This is a genomic window from Kouleothrix sp. 19917 (assembly GCF_057073505.1).
Genome location: NZ_CP097099.1, coordinates 7,209,345 through 7,227,003, shown reverse-complemented (window position 1 = coordinate 7,227,003; position 17,659 = coordinate 7,209,345). Strand labels below are relative to the sequence as shown.

The window sequence follows — 17,659 nt, the reverse complement described above, 5'->3', positions numbered from 1 at the left end:
GCTGCGACTGGTTTTTATGGTCTGGAACACCTCCTCTCTGCCCTCATGGGGCAATCTGCCAGCGATACGAGCCGACCGAGAGCACCAGCGGTGCACCGTCAGCGATCTCAGGGAGTGGAATCGTCAGGGTGCGCGCCTCGCCGGGCGCGAGCGGTGCGTGCAGCTCAGGGAGGTCTGGCAGTGGGAGTACCTCGCTGCCACGCTTCAGGACGATATCGTCGCGGCTGAGCACGAGCGGGCCATCCCCGCTATTGCTGAGCGTGAGCTGAATCGCGACACTATTCCCTTCAGCATTGGCGAGCCCGACATGCTGAGCCTCAAGCGCTTTGCGCAGCACGAGAGCGCGATCTGGCGGCGGACTGAGCGTTGCGCGCCAGCGCATCACTGCGCCGCTCTGAGGCAGCGTGATCTGCCAGGCCAGCTCAAGCTCGCCAGCAGGCAGCGGCACCAGGTAGCGCAGCTCAATGCCATCCTCGATAGAAACCTGCTCAGGCGACTGCACCACGGTGCCATCTGCCAGCAGCAAGGTCGGCGCATAGGTGGGCCAGTCCAGCTCCGGTGCAGCGATGCGAATAATGATGCGTGCGCTATCCGGTGGAAGCGTCCCGTCCTGACCCGGTCCGACGATGGAGATTGCCTGCAGCGTGATCGACGTGTCCTCGCTCGGCGTGACTGGCACGCCTATCTCGGCAAGCGGCAGAGGTTCGACTCGCTGGAGCATGCCTGCCAGCGCTGGATGATCAGTCGAGACACCCTCGCATGGCTCGATGCGCAGGTCTGCAAGCGTGCTGCTCGCCGAGCTCAAGGTGTAGATACGCTCTGGCGTGTCGTCCGCACCTTTCAGTCTGGCCTCGGTCGCACCCTGAAGCTGGGCTGCCGGAACACAGATCACCAGTGGGATAGCTGAGCGGATCCTGTCCAGCGCGATTGCAGGCTGCACGCCGTCCGAGCTAGCCAGGGTGAGCGAGCGTACTGTCCAGACAGGGACTCGTGTGCCGTTGATGACTGGCAGCGGCTCGCTCGCACTCGTCGGTCGAGCCGGGCTGTGCGGCCAGAGGAACCAGACCAGGAGGAAGAGCAGCGCACCCAGGCCAAGCGCAATCGACAGGACAATGCGGCGGCGCATATCCAGCCCGTCCGGGCCGCCTGCGGCATAGGCCGCTGCTCCAGGTACATCCAGCAGCGTCGGCACATGTACGCGATACCACTGCACTGCGCCATCCACCAGCAGCGGCACATCACCCCAGCTAGTCTGGCGCTCATCGCCCTCCGCGTGTCCTTCAGCCTCTTCCAGCAGGGCCGTCAGCGCCTGCCGGTCGATAGCATCGGGGTCGATCGCCTGGCGGCGCGCAGTGCCACGAGTCGTCTCTGCCGCAACCTGAAGCTGCTGGCGGCGCTCCTCGCGCACGCGGTCGAAGAGGCTACGCTGGGCCTGCGGGAGGGCGACAAGCTCGCGCGCGGCCTGCTTTGCCTGCTCCTCGCGCGAATCGGCGCGCTCGAAGACCGGCTGGCTGGCTGCGGCCTGGGCCTCCAGCAGGAGGAGGCTGGCCTTGAGATAGCTGCGCCAGTCGCGCCACTGGGCATGGATCTGCTCCCGGAAAAGCGCGTCGGCGCGTGCAATCGTCGAGGTGGTCATGGCCTAGCTCCTTCCGGGATGATCAGCAGCAGCGTGGGCTGGGCAGGATCGACGGGGAGGTCGATACCCAACGCCGGGATGCGCAGGTGCGCGGCGACCAGCGGCGACATATCACGGGTAAGCTGTACTCGACCATCAGTGTTGGTGATAGCCTCAGCCAGCAGGTCGCCGAAGACGTTGACAAGCTGGACACGCAGACCAGCGAGCGGTCGCTGCGAGCCTGGCAGTGGTGTCGGCGTGGGTCGACCAAGCGGTGGCGTCGGTACCGTAGCGCCGCGCTGCACAAAGGCGCTGATAGCAAGCGTAAGCTGCTGGCGAGCAGGCAGGCGAGCTGGTGGCGGCAGCGGCGCCGGGTCAAGCGCTGTAATGCGCGGCAGCGCAGCAGGTGTGGCTGTCGCTGAAGAGGTAGCTTCGGCAGCTGCCAGTAGCGTCGGCGAGGGTGCGGCTGCTGTGATTGCCAGTCCAGGCGTTACCTGCGCCGTAGCATCCTCATCTACACGTCGCAGATCTGGGCCATAAACCCAGCCAAAGACCACGCCTTCGAGCGGCTGCACGCGCGCCCATGGGCCGCTCACCTGACCCAGCAGCGTGACATGCGTGCCAGCCTCCAGGGTCTGAATGGCCTCTGCTTTGGCATCTGGCGCGATGCGCAGCACGGTTGCGGACGCCGTGACAATGGCCTCGCCTTTTGGCCCAGTTCCTGTCTGTGGTGGCGAGCCGCTGCTACTCCTGCTGGATGCCTGCGGGGTTGCGGTCGGCGCATTGGTCTGCTCGGCGATGCGAGCCTCAAGCTGGCGAGCCAGGTCGCTGCCTGCCAGCGCAATGGCAAAGCGGTAGCCGCCCGCGTCCTTGTCGAAGACCACCTGCCCGGCGCCGCCCGTGCGCGGCCCAACCCGGATAATGGCCGTGCCGTCGCCAGGCGCTCGCCAGCGCAGCACGCTCAGGAAGCTGCTGCCTGGCCTGGCGTCGTCGTTGGTCGCGACAGGTATCTGCTGATCGCCCCAGAACAGGTCGATCACGGTGTCCACGCCAGGGCCAAGGTCAAAGGTGGCGACCAGGTACTCCACGCCTGCCTTGACCGGCACCGAGAGGTAGTCATGGTCGCCGCCCGTGCAGCCCCAGGCAACCGGGCAGACAAAGTTCAGGTCGTAGACCGAGCCCACGCCGATCGGCGCCGCCGTCTCAGGGCTCCAGTTGTTCTCCAGCCGATCTGGCTCGGCCTGCTGCTGACTAGCCAGCGCGTCAGGTATCGGCGTAGGCGGCGGTAATACTCTGCGAAGCTCCAGGTTGTACTGCTCGCCCTCGCTCGGCATGGGTGAGCGGTTCTCAACGCGCAGAAGGAGCCAGCCAGTCAGATCGGCGGGCAGCGTGGTCGTCAGTGCCGGGCTGCTTAGAACCGCCAGCGCTGTCGTCTCGCCAGGCCGGGTAATCGTGGTGCGCAGATCCAGGCCGGATGTCGCTCGGATGGTGATGCTCAGCGCCAGGCCAGTTGGCTCAGCACCGAGGTCGATGCTGTAGTAGTCCCCATCGCCCTCCGGCAGAAAGCTGAACGCCCCGCTGATGGCATCAAGCGGCAGCACACAGGCTTGCCCAGGTCGGTCGTTTGGCTCGCAGCTATCCGGCTGTGAGGCAGGCTGCACTGTCGCCATGGTCTGTGCAGTGGTCTGCATCGGCAGGCTGGCTGACACCGATGAAAGCAGCACAATCAGCGCTATGACGATGGTCAGCAGGCGTTTGCTAGACATTGGCTTCCTCCGTCTCTCGCTCAGGGCGCTGTGACTCGCTCGGCTCGGTGGCAGGCGTCGTCTCGCTCGTGCTCTGCGCTGTAGCTGGCTGCCCATTGGAAGTCGCAGCACTTGCCGTGCTTGAAGCTGCCTGGTCATTTGTAGACTGCGTTGGCTCAACCCGCGCCTGGGCCGATCGCGCGCTGGTCTCAGCTGCGCTGGCGATCAGGGCGCCCGCCTTGACCAGGCGCTGGCGCTCGTCGTCTGCTGCTGATGTGCGCTTGCCAGATGTTGCAGCGGCGGCCTTGTCGGTCTGCCAGAGGGCGACCGTACCGTCCTTGCGCTCCTGTACGGCATAGCCAAGCATGAGCAGGCGTGGAATGCGCGCCTCGCCCCGCTGCACGCTGATGGCATCCGCAGGCAGGTCTTGGGGCGGGTCGGTGTAGTGAATGCGGCGCCGCTCGTCCAGCGTCATCACGGCGCCGCGCTGGCCTGGTCGCAGCCGGTCATCCAGCACCTGCACGACTGCCGCGCCATGCCTGACAAGGTTTGGCGTCTCGCCGCTGGCCTCGCTCACGTCCGCGCCGAAGTCCTGCCAGCCCTGGCGCACCCGCTCCCAGCCCGATCGGGTGCGCTCCGGCAGCCAGCTCGCGGCATGTGACAGGTCATTGCCCATCTGCTCACTACCCAGGTAGTCATGCACGTGCCTGACGCCAGCCGCGAAGCTACTGACCTCCTGTACAACCGTGGGTCGCTGCGCGCGCACAAGCTCGCGGCTGATGGCTCGCTCTCCAGCACGCTCACGCAAGCTGCGGCCCTGCTCATCTGTCGATTTTGCGTCTGTCAGCATGCGCTGGCGTGTGGCGTACCAGTCGCCCTTTGTGCTGCGCTCTCCGGTGTGCAGCCCTCGAACAATCTCCTCGTCCTCGACCCAGCCCATGGCGGCGGCCACCTCGCCAAGCTGCGCGACTGGCCGGATGCGCCCCAGCGCTGCCGATGCGGCGTAGCGCCCGCTGCCGGTCTGCTGGAGTGCAGCTGCGGCGGTCAGCGCGGTCGCTGCGCCGCCAGTTGCGACTGCCGCGCCCACCCCGATTGCTGCCCCTGCTGCCTGGCTCGCTAGCTCAAAAGGCCGCGTGATCGACAGGCCGGTCACACCTGCGACCGTGTCGTTGAGCGTGCGCACGCTGTCCTTGAGGGTGTCGACTGCCACAAAGAGCATGTAGGCCGTCAGGACGATCCCGCCAATCGAGAAGCCGGTGTAGGCTGCCGCGTTGCGTAGCTGGGCTGCCGCCAGTAGACATGCCGCAACGATGCCCAGCAGCACGCTGCTCGACCAGCTCACCTGCAGCACGCCCAGCATGCGCCGGAACAGGCCGGTCACGCCGCCTGCGGTCTGGCTGAAGAAGACGAAGACCAGGCCGATGGGCAGGCCAACCCAGAGCGCGATCAGACACAGCGCGAAGACGAGCTGTACCAGCGCATCGAGCACCGCCAGCGAGGAGGGCAGCAGGCCCAGGAAGGTGCGGATCGCGCCGCGCTGCATATTCGTCACCGCCTGGGTGCGATTGTTCCCGGCGTCCATCAGGCTTACGTCCTGGTCGACTGCGTACTGCGGGCCATTCGGCGCGGCCTCGTAAAAGCCGTCGGGGATGTCAGGGCTCGGCCCGCCCTTGTCAGGGCAGTGAATATCCTCTGCGTCGGCCCAGAGCAGCGCGGCGGCCAGGTCATCCAGGCGCAGACCGTTGCCGGAGCGGCGCTCCAGCGTGCCGCCACCACACGGGTTGGATGGATAGAGCGCCTTGGGCATTCCCATGTCGCTGGCGGATGCGCCGAAGATCGCGCCAGGGGCGATCTGGCTCACGCCCGTAAAGAGCGCTGAGCCAACCTCGCTGCGGAGCTGCTCAAGCTGCACGATCAGCGGGCCGCTCAGCGTCAGCAGCAGCGGCGCAAGCGTCGTCCAGACCAGCGCATGACGTACATTCACCAGGCCAGGCTTGCCGAACAGCGGCAGCAGCAGGGTGGCCAGGCAGCCCAGGATGACCGCAATGGTGGCGACTGGCAGAATCAGCGGACTAATGATCTGCACCAGTACCTGGTACGCGCTGGTAAAGGCCACCTCGACCAGCCACCAGCGGAAGGCGTCGAGCTGGTAGGCCAGCAGCAGCAAGGTGCGGTCAAGTGACCAGCCCATGCCCGCTAGCCCGTACCAGAAGCTGTAGAGCGCGCCGTCTACACAGCCACCCGGGTCGGTGACGCCGCAGGCAGCCACGGCTGGTCGAGGCTGAAGCGCAAGCAGCCCGGCAACGGTGGCAAAGGTGAGCACAGTGGAGCCGTGGTGCTTCATACAGCCCTCCCGCGTCGCGCCAGCAGGATGACCAGCGTGGCAGCGCCTGCCAGGAAGATCAGCAGGAAGAGGCCAGGCCAGGAAAAGCTATCCCCCGAGGTCGATTCGATACGAGCTTCAGGTCGCAGCAGTGCAGGTGTTGGCATTGACGAGGCTGAGAGCCCTGGCGATCGTGTGGTAGTCCTCTGGGGCTGACTCTCGATTGGCACGCCGACCTCCGGGGCGATCATGGAGGCAGGATCAGGTCGCACCAGGCCATCTGCCTCGGCGCGCAGGTCAAGCTGCACAGGCGGGCTATCCAGCAGCAGGCGAATACCGGGTGCGTCCTGGCCTGGCAGGGAGAGCGGCCTGCCATTGGGCAGGCTACCCTGCACGGCGACGCGCACCTCACTGACTGGCAGCCGCTCAAAGGTTGCCCTACCTGAAGCGTCTGTGCTGGCGCGTACCAGCTCATGGCCGCTCGCATCGCGGACAATCACGCTGATATTCGATATACCGGTATCAGCGCTGTCGCGCAGCGTGACGATCAGATCGGGCGGTAGCTCCTGCGCATGCGCAGCGAGCGGCACCAGCAGAGAGCTCAGCAGCGCGAGTGCGGCGATATGTTGAAGAAGCTTGCTCATCGTGCTGTCCTGAAGCCACGGATGCGTGGCGCGTAGTAGGCGGACTCAAAGATGTCGTAGTCGATGCGTACCCCCAGATTGGGATTAGCGGCGTGCTCCATGTCCCAGCGCCCGTCGCCATCCAGGTCGCCCAGCAGGATGCCCACGTGGTCGATCTGGCCCAGGCCCTCCATATCGAAGAAGACCAGGTCGCCCGGCTGGAGATCCCGTGCGTCGACCGTGCGCATCTGGGGCCACTGTCCGGCGGTGCCCTGCGGGATGCGGATACCGATCTGCCCGTAGCTCCAGCTTGCTAGGCCTGAGCAGTCGAAGGTCTCAGGGCCTTTGGCGCCCCAGACATACGGCTTGCCCACCTGGTTGAGCACCACCTGGATCAGCCGGTCGGCTCCCGGCGGCGCGGGCATGCCAATCGCCACATCGCGGCCCCAGGAGATATAGCGACCATCGCCCCAGGGCGTGATCACGCCCTGGTCGTCGCAGGAGGGGCCGATGTCGCGCAGCGAGCCCTCGGTCCACTGCACCGTGAGTGTGCCCGGCTCCTGGCGGCGCAAGTCGTCATTAGGAGGCGGGGTCGCTGTCGGTGTGCCATCGGCTGGAGGCGGCGCGCCGCCGTCAAAGATGATCTCAACGGTAACCGGCTCGCCCACCGGCCCGATGATGGGCACGCGCACGCTGCTCTCGCCGGTTGGGATGCGATCTGGCAGGCGGTCGAGCTCGGCAAGCTGGAGCGAATCGGCCGTTACGCCCCAGCTACTGCCGGTGATGACACCGCCATTCGGCTCGCGCACCGAGCGCAACTTAACCCGCTCGGCGTAGCTGATCGGCACAGGCGCATCGGCATGGCTCAGCCAGGTGATGTTGACGAAGAAGAGCTGCTGCGTGCCTGCCGGGACACCAGGCCGCTCGACCACCGCGCCAGCAGACGCGCTCACCGTCACATGAAACTGGCCCACCTCGACGCGCTGTCCCAGCAGAAAGGTCGTTCCCTTGATGGCATAGGGGGTAGGTGACGGGAAGGGTGGGCCAGAAAACGCTGCGCCGTACTCCTGCTCCCACTCGGTGTAATACTCACGGCGGGTCTGGCAGTGATGCTCGCCGGTCAGCGGGTCGGTCGTGCACTCCTGCCACTCGCGCTTGACTGGGCCACTCTCGCCATAGGGTAGCGGCGTAGGACTAGGACATGCCCAGCGCGCCGTGCGCTGCGTTGCCAGCCCGCCCGTGCCGCAGGCTAGCAGCGGCAGCACGAGTGCCGGGAGCGCGATGATCAGCAGCAAGTGCGTGCGTCGCTCCATCAGGCGCCTCCTGCCGCAGTGGCTGATGGCTGCGGTGTGGTGGTCGGGTAGTCTTCAGCCGGGATAATCGCGTTCAGGTCGACCGAGCGGACGGTGACCTGCTGGCTGGCCTCGATCCAGCCCAGCCAGACCATGCGGCTGCCGGTTGCCTGCGCAGTGGCGGTGTCATGCGCCTGAATCGCGCCAAGCGCGAGCACATTGGGCCATGCCTGCCATACAGCGCTACCAGGCTGACTCCAGCTTGCGTAGTGACTGCTCGCCTCCGGCCTCCACTGGGCCGCGCCGCAGCATGTCCAGAATGTAACCAGCCGCCCGGCAACCGGGTCGTAGGCAGGTGCAACGAAGTCGAGGTGCCCAACCCGATCCGGGCTGCCGCGCCTGACCAGGATTGGCTCGATCGGGTTCCAGCTCTGCCCGCCATCCAGCGAAAGCAGCGCGAAGAGCATGCTTCGATCTGATGTTGCCCAGGTGAAGGCGATGCCAGCTGAGAGCGCACCAGCGGGATTGGTAGAGGGAAACACCAGACTGCGGATGTGCCAGGCCGCGCCGCTGTTGGGATCGTCTAGCGCGCTGTCTGGTGATAGATCAAAGGCCAGGCTGCGGATCTGCCAGATGCCGCCTGCAACAGGCCGGGAGAGCAGATTGAGGCGTCCGCGCTCAGACTCCTTGAAGCCAGTCGTCAGCGCGATGATACGCGCGTCGCTGCCCTCGCCAGCGATGACGGCGCTGCCTGAGCTGCCAGTCACAGGAAGCCGCTCGGCTGGCTGCCAGTCGTCGCCTGCAGGCTTTACAGCCAGGGTTGCACGCGAGCTATCGCCTGCGTAGCAGCTGGCAAGTACGACCAGGTTGCCGTCTGTATCAGCAGCCATGTCCTGCACCGTCCAGCAGCCCTGAGCAAGGGAGCGCGGCGGCGACCAGGTGGTGCCGTTATCCCGGCTGCTGCTCACCCAGATGTCTGGTGTTGCTGTTGTATCTCCAGCGCTATCCTGCGCGCGGTCGCTTGCGCCCCAGGCGGCGTAGACCGTCCTATCGCCGCTCACAGCCACGGCGATCGAGCCGAAGCGGTCTGTGCCATTGCTGGACACGCCCATATCGACCTGGCGGGCGACGCCCCAGTCCTGGGTACGCGGGTCGTAGATGCGCACAAACGCCTGGATCGGCATGCCCCAGCTTCGCTGCGTGACGCCCACGACCGGCCAGCCCTCGGTGGGATGTACCGCCAGATCCAGGGCGTAGACCGAGCCGGGCAGGTGCATGGTCATCAGGCGGTCACTGCCACTGACCCAGCGGCGCGGCTCTATGGTGGGGTAGGGCGGTGGGTTGGGCACGGGCGTGGGCCAGGGAATAAGCGTCGCGCCGGGCGCGGCTGGGCAGCGTGGATAGGGTGTCGTGGTCGGCAGGGCTGTGGCTGTGGGTGTGCCAGGCAAGACAGTGCCAGTTGATGTCAGCGCTGTTCCGGCTGGCGTAACCGTAACCAGACGTGGCGTGGGATAGGGGTCTGGCCAGCAGCCCGCCGCCTGCGCGGTGGCCTGCACCTCAGCGTAAGTGTGTGGTGCGGCGCAGCCTCCCAGTACGGCGGCAAGGAGCATGAGTAGCCCTGCTCTCAGGGAGCCCAGGTGCTGGTGTATACAGTTGTCGGTGGCTGCTGGCATCTGGCGTTGCTCAAGGTAAGGCCCGGCGCAGCGTACGCGCCGGGCATAGGGGCCGCATGGAGCGGCCGGCAGCGAGTACAGGAGGTGAGGCTTTCTCACCCGCCGGTCGTTCGCACGGCCGGTAGCTGTGTTATACCTGTTCGGGCACGGGTGAAGGAGGGGGAATTGAGGAGGAATGAGGAGCAACCCTAACCAAACGTTCTACTTTTGTGCTAAACTGGATCAGCTCGTACTCGTGACTGTACTCAGGTAAACATAAAAAGAACGCAAGTTCTGGTATGGTATAGAAGCAACCTTCCAAATAGGAAGGCAACTCACAAATCAACTGCGATGACGCACGCTCCGCTACGCTCTATTCACCTTGTTCTGGCGCCAATCTCGGCGTCCTATCGCTGTCTCCTGGCTCACCTCATCTCCGAGGTGGGCCAGCGTCTTTTTGTGTCATTAGGGTATTTATGACAGCTATTGCACATCAATATCGCCAGCTCTCACCCTGGCAAGGCGCACTCGCTCGGCTGGCCTGGGTGCTTGCTGCCCTTCTGGTCGCGACAGCAATCCTGCATGGGCCGCAGACTACCTCAGGTCTGCTGCATATGCTGGCGCTGCTGGTGATGCTCCCACGGGCACTCTGGCGTATTGAGCAGCAGCCGGAGGGTGTGCTGCGCCACGGCTGGAGAGCGCTCGTGTTGGCACTGCTGGCTCGTAGCGTGGCGATTGCCTGTGAGCGCTGGTTCCCCGCAGCGCCGTCTGGCACCGGCATCATGCTGGATATCGTCACCGCTGCGCTGCTTCTGGCTGCGGCTGCGCTGCTTGGCTCGACCAACCAGACCTGGCGCAAAGATACACCGCTGATTTTCCTGGATGGCCTGATCATTGGCGCAGCGCTGGTGAGCATCTTTCATCTGCTCTTCGGCTCGGACATGGCCCACGCTCCGCTGCTGGCCATTCAGACAATACTAGAGGTCGGCCTTCTGTCCGCCGTATGTATCAATACGGTAACGCTACGCCTGTATGGCGCATCGCCCTTTTTCCTGTTTCTTCTCAGCGCACCACTTCGCCTGGCTACGCAAGGGATTGAGCGGGTTTTTGGCCTCCCAGAGGCAGCAATAGTGACAGTGCTAGCACTGCTGGAAATTGCATGCTGGGGTGGAATGTTTGGCCTACGGCAGCCCCTCTTCAAGATACAGATGAGCCTGGAGCCATTTAATGTCTTGGCCTATCCGGCCTCCGTCGCGCGCTACAGCATTGCGCTGGTTTTCATTGTCGGTGTCGTTACGCCCCTCCCACCCCTGCTGCTCCTAGTGCTGGGTAGCGCATTCCTCTGGCGAGAGAACATTCTGGATCGCCGCACGTGGACCCTTTGGCGTATAGTCGCGGATAGCGCAGAAACGGAGACAGACCCGAAAGAGGAAACACTGGCGCTCCGGTCGCAGATCGATAAGCTAGCCCGACTAGCACATGATCTGGCGTCACCCATGCAGGGCCTACTGCATGTCCAGCGGCTGCTGGAAGATGCGCGTGTGTACTTTATTAGTGATAGGCTGGATGGTCATCTACGACCCGCTGAGAACCTGGTCAAGCAGATGCAGGCCCAACTCCATGGGCGCACCCTGCCCCTGCGCCTTGGGGAGATTGATCTGCGCCTGATCATTGACGATGCGCTTGAGGCCGTTGACTGGCGCAAACGCTGGCAGCGGGTCGAGATAACAACCTCGTTTGCTGCTCCCTCCACCCTGGTTATCGGTGACCCCACGGCGCTGCGCCGTATCATTGACAACCTGCTTTCCAACGCGCTGGCGGTGCTCCAGCCGGGTGGACGTATCCTGGTTGAGATTGTTAAGGACGATGCGCACGACAACATGCTTGTGCTAGGTGTGCACGATACTGGGCCTGGGCTAACAGTCGACGAGCAGACCGTCGTCTTCAAGCCAGGCGTGCGCTTCCATGACGGCCCGGGGCTGGGCCTCGGGTTGGCTATTGTTAGTGATCTGATTCGTGAGTCGGGAGGGTCGTGCGAAATTCGCAGCGTGGTAGGCGAGGGTACCAGCTTCCGGGTACACCTCCCTGCTGCGATGACTGATGAGCTATGGAAGGATGACGAATGACGCGTGTCTTGATCGTCGATGATGACGCAAGCAGCCGTGCCTACGTGCGCGAGATGGCGCCGCCGGGCTGGGAGTGGATCGAGGCAGCCGATGGCCTTTCGGGCGTGGCCGCTTTTCTCCAGCTATGGCCCCGGCCTGACCTGATCGTACTGGATATCATGCTGCCTGATACCGATGGGCACTGGGTCTGCGCGCGTATCCGTGAGGAGAGCAGAGATGTCCGTATTCTGCCCTTCACGGCAAATCTCGATGCTGTAGCAACCATTGAGCGGTTTGCCTGTCTCCCTGCCCTGACCAAGCCTGCCAGGCCGGAGCAGCTCCAGGCCACACTCGCCAGCGCGCTCGATCTCCCTACAGATAGTCTGACGATGAGCCCACTGGCTGCCTGGGTTGTTCAGGAGAGCGTCGAGGCACTACGCAAGGCGGCGGCGGCGCTCGATCGCCAGCAGGCTGTTGTGTATGCCAGCGACACTGTTGTGCGTACAGGTCTGGTCACCATCCTCTCACCACAGGTACGTGTCAGCGAGGCAGGCGACCGCATATCGCTACGTGGCGCGCTGGCAGGGCCAGGCGTGAGCGTGCTGGTAGCCGCTGGAGCGGACTATGAGGCTGTGCGTGATACAGCACAGCGCTATAAGCTGCCGCTGGTAATAGTGGCGGATACAATCGAGCAGGCAAAGATGCTGCGCTCTGTAGGCATAGCTGCGGTGCTACTGGGCTCGGACGCGCAGATTCAGCGACGCCTGCGTGGTGTTGTGCGAGCTCTTATGGATGACCAGCCCGTTGACCCGTTTGTCAGCCTCCCAGAGACGGTAGCGCTGACGCGGGAGATTGTGCCTCCAGATATGCTGGAGCGCTTTGCGGGAACAGGGCTACGCGAGCGCGAGAAGGAGGTTTTGTGGCTGCTGTCTCGCGGCCTGAGGCAGGCGGAGATAGCGACTTATCTGAAAGTCACTCCGAGCACAGTTAAATCGCATGTGCAGAATGCTCAGGAAACGCTCCAATTGGACAGATCAGGACTGGAGCAGTGGATCAAGGAACGATTTGGATAGACTGCGCTATGTTATTTTGAAAGCCTTCTCTATATGGTGAGAAGAACCCTTCGAAGCTCGCCCGCAATACTGTCTGCTGAACGATCAATAAGGACAGGTTTTCGTATATGGGGGTAATGCTGCTGGACAATTATTTCAAGTATGCGATGGAAACGCTGGTCTGCTGTAATGAACAAATCCACATCGAGCAACTTACAGGCATGTATTTGATCGCTCGCATTGCCAGGCGATAGCTTTAGATGCAGTTGGTAATAATTAGCGAGACCAGATATGTGATTCTTTGGCATATATGTTGGATCAACTTCCTCAAGCCAGAATTTGCTATAGCTCAAATCCTGAAAGGCTTTCTCCTTGAGGTAAGGGCAAAGCCAGTCTGCATAATCACGACTCTCAGGTATTCGCCGGACGATTGCTTGAAACCAGGCTGATAGACACTCATATCGCCAGTAATTGTATGCAGTGAATTGCATGCTACTTTCGACCGTCCTTTGATTTCCCGATGTCTCTCGCATTATTGAAAAATTGCTCTCAGGGTTACGAATGCTATCTCTCAGCGCTCTTTGCGTATCGGCATACTTGGCAACCCCTTCTCGGAAATCTCGATAATAGACGGCGAACACGCCGGGCGACGGAAGCTCCATAGCTTTCATGTCGAGCCAACGCTGTTTATTTCCCTCCAGCATTGATGTGGCTTTTCGCACTAATTTTCTTGAGGGCGCATGTCGTAACCACCCTGGGCGGCATCGCAGTATTTCCGACCGGACTTCCTCAGCTTGCGTCCAAGATTGCGGATGGGGTTCCAGCTCCTTTGCTGTTGTTACGATGGCCGCTATCTGGAAGATACGTTGCCGTTCATCGGGAGTGGCGAGCGTCTCAGTGATATTCTCACCGGAAACTTCAACGTCATGTCCAAACTCATCGATGATACTGCGAACCGCAACTTCCTCGGCTTTCTTTGACATGAATTCATAGATATTCGTATCAAAATAGAGCTTCATACGATGCTGCTCTCGTCACAAGAAGAATTATGTCTTCATTTGATGCGTTTGGAACCTACCCATTCAAAAGGGAATAGAATAACGAGGAAATCGATGGGTGCGCCACTACTACTCTTCCTGTGAACTCAGGCGAGTCATTTCCCGTCGAAAGATGGGCAACCCACTCATCCGTCGGAGCCAGCGTAATGTGTTCTCGTGACCGCAGATACCCCCATCTATATCTTGAGTCACAACGTGGCCATCATCATCACAGATCAGCAACTGTGCAGGATGGGCACCAGGGATCGAACTCATCGCCTGGTTCAATTGCACCCACTTCGTATCGTCCATCATGGCCGTCGTAGCGTCGATAATGATGGTTGCTGGAGAGGTTTGATAAGCCTGCGCATCGATATGACGGTCATAGTCAGGCGGCTGGGTAGATTCCTGATTATCCCAATCCTGCAAAGCCCGCCGCGCCTCTACAACCTGCTGAAGTATGGCGCGGAAATATCTGGAAGGCTGGAGCGGAGATTCAGATGACTTGCGCGGGCCGACACTGCGATACTGAACGCAGGAGAGGATGAGCTCGTCCATCGCTCGGGTAAGCGCAACATAGCAGACACGGCCTTCTTCCAAGAGCTTTTCTTTGTCATCGAAGCTGCGGTGGTCAGGAAGCGTGCCTTCCTCTAGGGCAGGCACGAAGACCATCGGAAACTCAAGCCCTTTTGATCGGTGAATGGACATGATTCGCACCTGTCCCTGCCCGGTCGCATCATCATGAGCTGTGTCATAAATGGCAAACACGTCGAGCATACTCGGTAAATCCTGCGCTTCCGACACCTCACTATCAAGCACCTGCTGAAAGACCTCCATAAGCGAGCCAAATTCTTCATCATTCGAATCGGTACGAAACACTTCATCGAATCGTGTACGGGTACGGAGATAAAAGAGAAAATCCTTGAAAGATGGCCGCCGGGGCAATCGCATTCGTAAATCAAGAATGGTCGCAGTTGCCTCTCTCAGCCTTATGAGGCGAGAGTGACCAAGATTTGCACTTGGTAGTGTTTCAAGCAGCCACGATTCATGGCCCAACATATCAGCCGTCTTTGCCGTAAGTAATTCCCAGAGTGTCTGTTTGCGCTGGTTTTTGCGAATAGCGTGTAAGCTCTCAATACTTTTCTGACCGATATCAGGCACCAGCTTTGTGCCGAGAAATTCTTCCATCACAATGTCATCATCAGGGGCGCATACAGCACGAAGCAATCTGACGAGCGTGCGAATGATGGTGTTTCGGTAGAAGGATTGGACGCCTTGAGTAACTGATGGAATACGTTGTTCGTGGAAAGCAATCTCAAGCTGCCGGATCGTAGCATTTATTGAGTTGTCGCCCTTCAGACTGCGGAGTAGTACCACAATTTGGCGTGGCGTGTACTTGCCAGAATCCAACACTTCGCGAATACGCCGCGCAATTTCGCGTGCCTCCGCTGCGACATCTTCTAATTCGAGAGCTTCAATCTCCAGTGCTGCATCACGACGATGAGGAATCATGTCGAGTCGATCCACGCCTGTAAACTGTGGATCAGCAATGGTCAGCGCAACCTCGATAATGCGGCGGGTGCTACGGTAGTTGATCTTGAGCGGGTGAACATCAACATCAGGATAATACTTGGCAAAGTTAGTAAACAGTGTGTATTTCGCTTGCCGCCACAGATAGATCGATTGCTGCGCATCACCAACGACCATTAAAGAATGCGGTGCATCATCAGCCGTTTCGGGATCGTCACTCGTAGCGAGGAGCTCGATAATGCGGGCTTGAATGATGTTTGTATCTTGATACTCATCAACCAGGATATGCCGGTAACGACGGTGCAGGCGGCTCCGCACATCTTCGTGCTGCTCAAGTAGGCGCACGGTCAAGAGCAGCATATCGTTGAAATCAACCCGGTTGTCCTTCCGCAGGAGTTGCTCGTAAGACTCGTAAGCGTCCACCTTACGTCGTTCGAGTTCAGTCTCCACAATACACTCGTGAGGGAGCACACCACTGTTCTTCTGCTCGTTGATATAGACTTTGAGTTGTTCAGGTTTGAGCTGGAGCTTTCCAATTGCCTTTTCGAGATATTCCTCAGCTTCATCGCTATCTAGCACACGAAACCCAATACGGCGGCCATAGAATTGTTGTCCAGGAAGGCGGCGAATCTCCTCACGTAGGATCTGTGCACAGGTCGCGTGAAACGTGCCGACAGTTAGCGCTGCAACCTGCTCGTCACCGAGCATAGCGCGTAGCCGCTCCTTCATCTCGTTCGCCGCTTTGTTCGTGAATGTGACGGCAAGGATCTGCTCTGGTTCAATTGCGAAGTGTGACAGCAGGTAAGCCACTCTACGAGTGAGTACGCGAGTCTTGCCTGAACCTGCTCCGGCCCAGACAAGTGCATGCCCCAGACCTGATTTGACAGCCTTGAGCTGATAATCGTCAAGTGCGTCGATAACGCTCGCTGCGACTGGTCGTGGCATGCCTTCAATCCGTCGGATCGTCTCCTGGCTGACCTCATTGCTATGCAAGACAAAGAGCCGGTTTGAGGCGCGCGAGTAGGCCACATACAAGAGTTGATCAATGACACTACGAGCAATAGCATTATGATCAACTTCCACCAGGATAACCACTGATCGTTCAAGGCCCTTGAATCGGTAGACAGTATCCCAGAGAACCATGCCTGACTGAGGTGTGTGCGTGAGTCCTAAAGTGGTCTTCCATGCTGGCAACGAGGTATCGCTTTCCGCTCGTGGGGTGAGAATAACAATCCACTCTGGAGGCACACGACTTTGCTGAAGTTGTGCAAGGAGATGTTGAAGCTGAAGGCGTAGGCTCTCAGGATCGGCCTCCGTGTACACACGAAATTGAGGATTTTCGCCTTGAGATGCCGTTGGCCGAGGTGTAATATCTCCTCGATAAAAGCCAATAATCTCGCGATGAATAGCCCGTGTTGTGCGAAAGTTGACCGTCAAAGGTAATGTCTGAATTCCCGTTGGAATACCAGGGTTGCGCTGATACACGCGCTGATTATCATCATAGAACACGAACAAGCAGGCTTTATCCGGAGCCACCAGAAGAGCCTCAATCACGGGCCACCAATTGGCATCGAAGTCCTGCCCTTCATCAATCACAACAGCATCATAGCGTGACCAGGTGGCACGTATCCGCTTGGCAATTTCATCCCGGATCGCCTGAAGCCCACTATTCACATCTGCTGCATCAAAGGAGGTGTGGAGTTGCGTTGCCAGCTCAAAGCATAGCTCGTGCAGAGTGGCCGTTCGTACAGATTGACCAGCTGGTGTGCAATCGAGGATTCCTCGCAAATGGTCACGTAACGGTCGGTTGAAGCAACACAGTAGCACGCGCTTTCCATCGCCTGCAAGTCTGCGTGCAATCAATAAAGCCAGCAGCGTCTTTCCTGACCCGGCACAGCCCGCGACCGCTAGACGGCGAGCGCGCGTCGTCGTGTAGAGAATATTGGCCTGCTCCTCGGATAGGCGGATACTATCCTGCTGCTCGATAGTAATACTCGTACCAAGTAATGCCCTGATGTCGATATCTCGTGCGATTTGATGCTGGATCTCCGTGATCGCTGATGCAGGTAGCCAGGCGGTCTTCGTCGCACGGCGTAGCATGTGCTCTTTTCGCCAGTAATCACGTGCACGCAGCAGAGCCGCTTCCAGATTGGCCATATCACGACGATCAATAACGATGGCACGATCAAGCGTTTTGTCCAGATCTCCCTGCTCAACATCCGCTTGAGGAAAACAGACGGCATGAGCGATGACATAGTTCGGGAATTGACCAGTCGTCGCATCCTTCATCAGGTTTCGAAGCGAAAACACAGCTTCAAGTGCTTGCTGATGCGGTGGCACATCATACCAAAACGAAGCTCCGTCATGGCGTTGGCAAGACCAGCGTCCGTTCTGGCAACGTATGCGTCTCCCTCCCTTAACCTCCAGCACAATGACGCCTAGATCTTCGTGGCAAATGATGAAATCGCACTGGATAAGACGCGCACGCTGCGAAGGCCGGTCGCCGACCCAAGCACGATCGTGGAAGATCGTATAGCCTTGGTCAAGCTGATCGGCTAATGCTTCAAAGACAGATCGTTCAGCCTCACGATTAGGACGAGGATCGCACCACGTAATAGGAATGATATTAGCTGGCATGAATTATTGCCTGGAGAATTGTTTAACCGATTTCTGGTCGGATGATAT

Annotated in this window: 10 protein-coding genes; 2 read left to right on the top strand and 8 right to left on the bottom strand. The window is 60.4% G+C overall.

The window, feature by feature from the left end:
• Positions 1-43: 43 nt before the first annotated feature.
• From M1P90_RS29115 to M1P90_RS29090, 6 genes are read right to left on the bottom strand one after another with little or no spacing between them, the layout of a single operon-like run.
• Entirely contained in the window at positions 44-1,636 is a 1,593-nt protein-coding gene (locus tag M1P90_RS29115) for a hypothetical protein (RefSeq protein WP_483699206.1), read from the bottom strand.
• The gene (locus tag M1P90_RS29110; RefSeq protein ID WP_483699205.1) at positions 1,633-3,381 is read right to left on the bottom strand and encodes an SH3 domain-containing protein; all 1,749 of its coding nucleotides are present in this window, start codon (positions 3,379-3,381) and stop codon (positions 1,633-1,635) included. The genes M1P90_RS29115 and M1P90_RS29110 overlap by 4 nt, the downstream gene beginning before the upstream one ends.
• On the bottom strand, positions 3,374-5,704 hold the full coding sequence (locus M1P90_RS29105) for a hypothetical protein (RefSeq protein ID WP_483699204.1): 2,331 nt from the start codon (positions 5,702-5,704) through the stop codon (positions 3,374-3,376). The genes M1P90_RS29110 and M1P90_RS29105 overlap by 8 nt, the downstream gene beginning before the upstream one ends.
• Positions 5,701-6,327 carry a hypothetical protein gene (locus M1P90_RS29100; RefSeq protein WP_483699203.1) on the bottom strand — a complete coding sequence of 209 codons (627 nt, stop codon included), beginning with the start codon at positions 6,325-6,327 and terminating at the stop codon, positions 5,701-5,703. Before M1P90_RS29100 ends, M1P90_RS29105 begins: the two co-directional genes overlap by 4 nt.
• Positions 6,324-7,619 (bottom strand): C40 family peptidase, encoded by a 1,296-nt coding sequence (locus M1P90_RS29095; protein WP_483699202.1) that lies wholly within the window; start codon positions 7,617-7,619, stop codon positions 6,324-6,326. The genes M1P90_RS29100 and M1P90_RS29095 overlap by 4 nt, the downstream gene beginning before the upstream one ends.
• Entirely contained in the window at positions 7,619-9,208 is a 1,590-nt protein-coding gene (locus tag M1P90_RS29090) for a sialidase family protein (RefSeq protein ID WP_483699201.1), read from the bottom strand. The genes M1P90_RS29095 and M1P90_RS29090 overlap by 1 nt, the downstream gene beginning before the upstream one ends.
• Positions 9,209-9,726: 518 nt before the next feature.
• Between M1P90_RS29090 and M1P90_RS29085 the strand changes: the two genes are divergently transcribed.
• Together M1P90_RS29085 and M1P90_RS29080 are read left to right on the top strand one after the other, a co-directional pair.
• Positions 9,727-11,376, top strand: coding sequence for a sensor histidine kinase (locus M1P90_RS29085; RefSeq protein WP_483699200.1), 1,650 nt, complete (start codon positions 9,727-9,729; stop codon positions 11,374-11,376).
• Positions 11,373-12,428 (top strand): response regulator, encoded by a 1,056-nt coding sequence (locus tag M1P90_RS29080; RefSeq protein ID WP_483699199.1) that lies wholly within the window; start codon positions 11,373-11,375, stop codon positions 12,426-12,428. The genes M1P90_RS29085 and M1P90_RS29080 overlap by 4 nt, the downstream gene beginning before the upstream one ends.
• A 29-nt stretch (positions 12,429-12,457) precedes the next feature.
• Here the strand turns inward: M1P90_RS29080 and M1P90_RS29075 are convergent, their stop codons facing one another.
• Positions 12,458-13,426 (bottom strand): hypothetical protein, encoded by a 969-nt coding sequence (locus M1P90_RS29075; protein WP_483699198.1) that lies wholly within the window; start codon positions 13,424-13,426, stop codon positions 12,458-12,460.
• A 108-nt stretch (positions 13,427-13,534) separates the two neighbouring features.
• Positions 13,535-17,611, bottom strand: a complete 4,077-nt coding sequence (locus M1P90_RS29070; RefSeq protein WP_483699197.1) for a UvrD-helicase domain-containing protein — start codon at positions 17,609-17,611, stop codon at positions 13,535-13,537.
• Positions 17,612-17,659 lie beyond the last annotated feature (48 nt).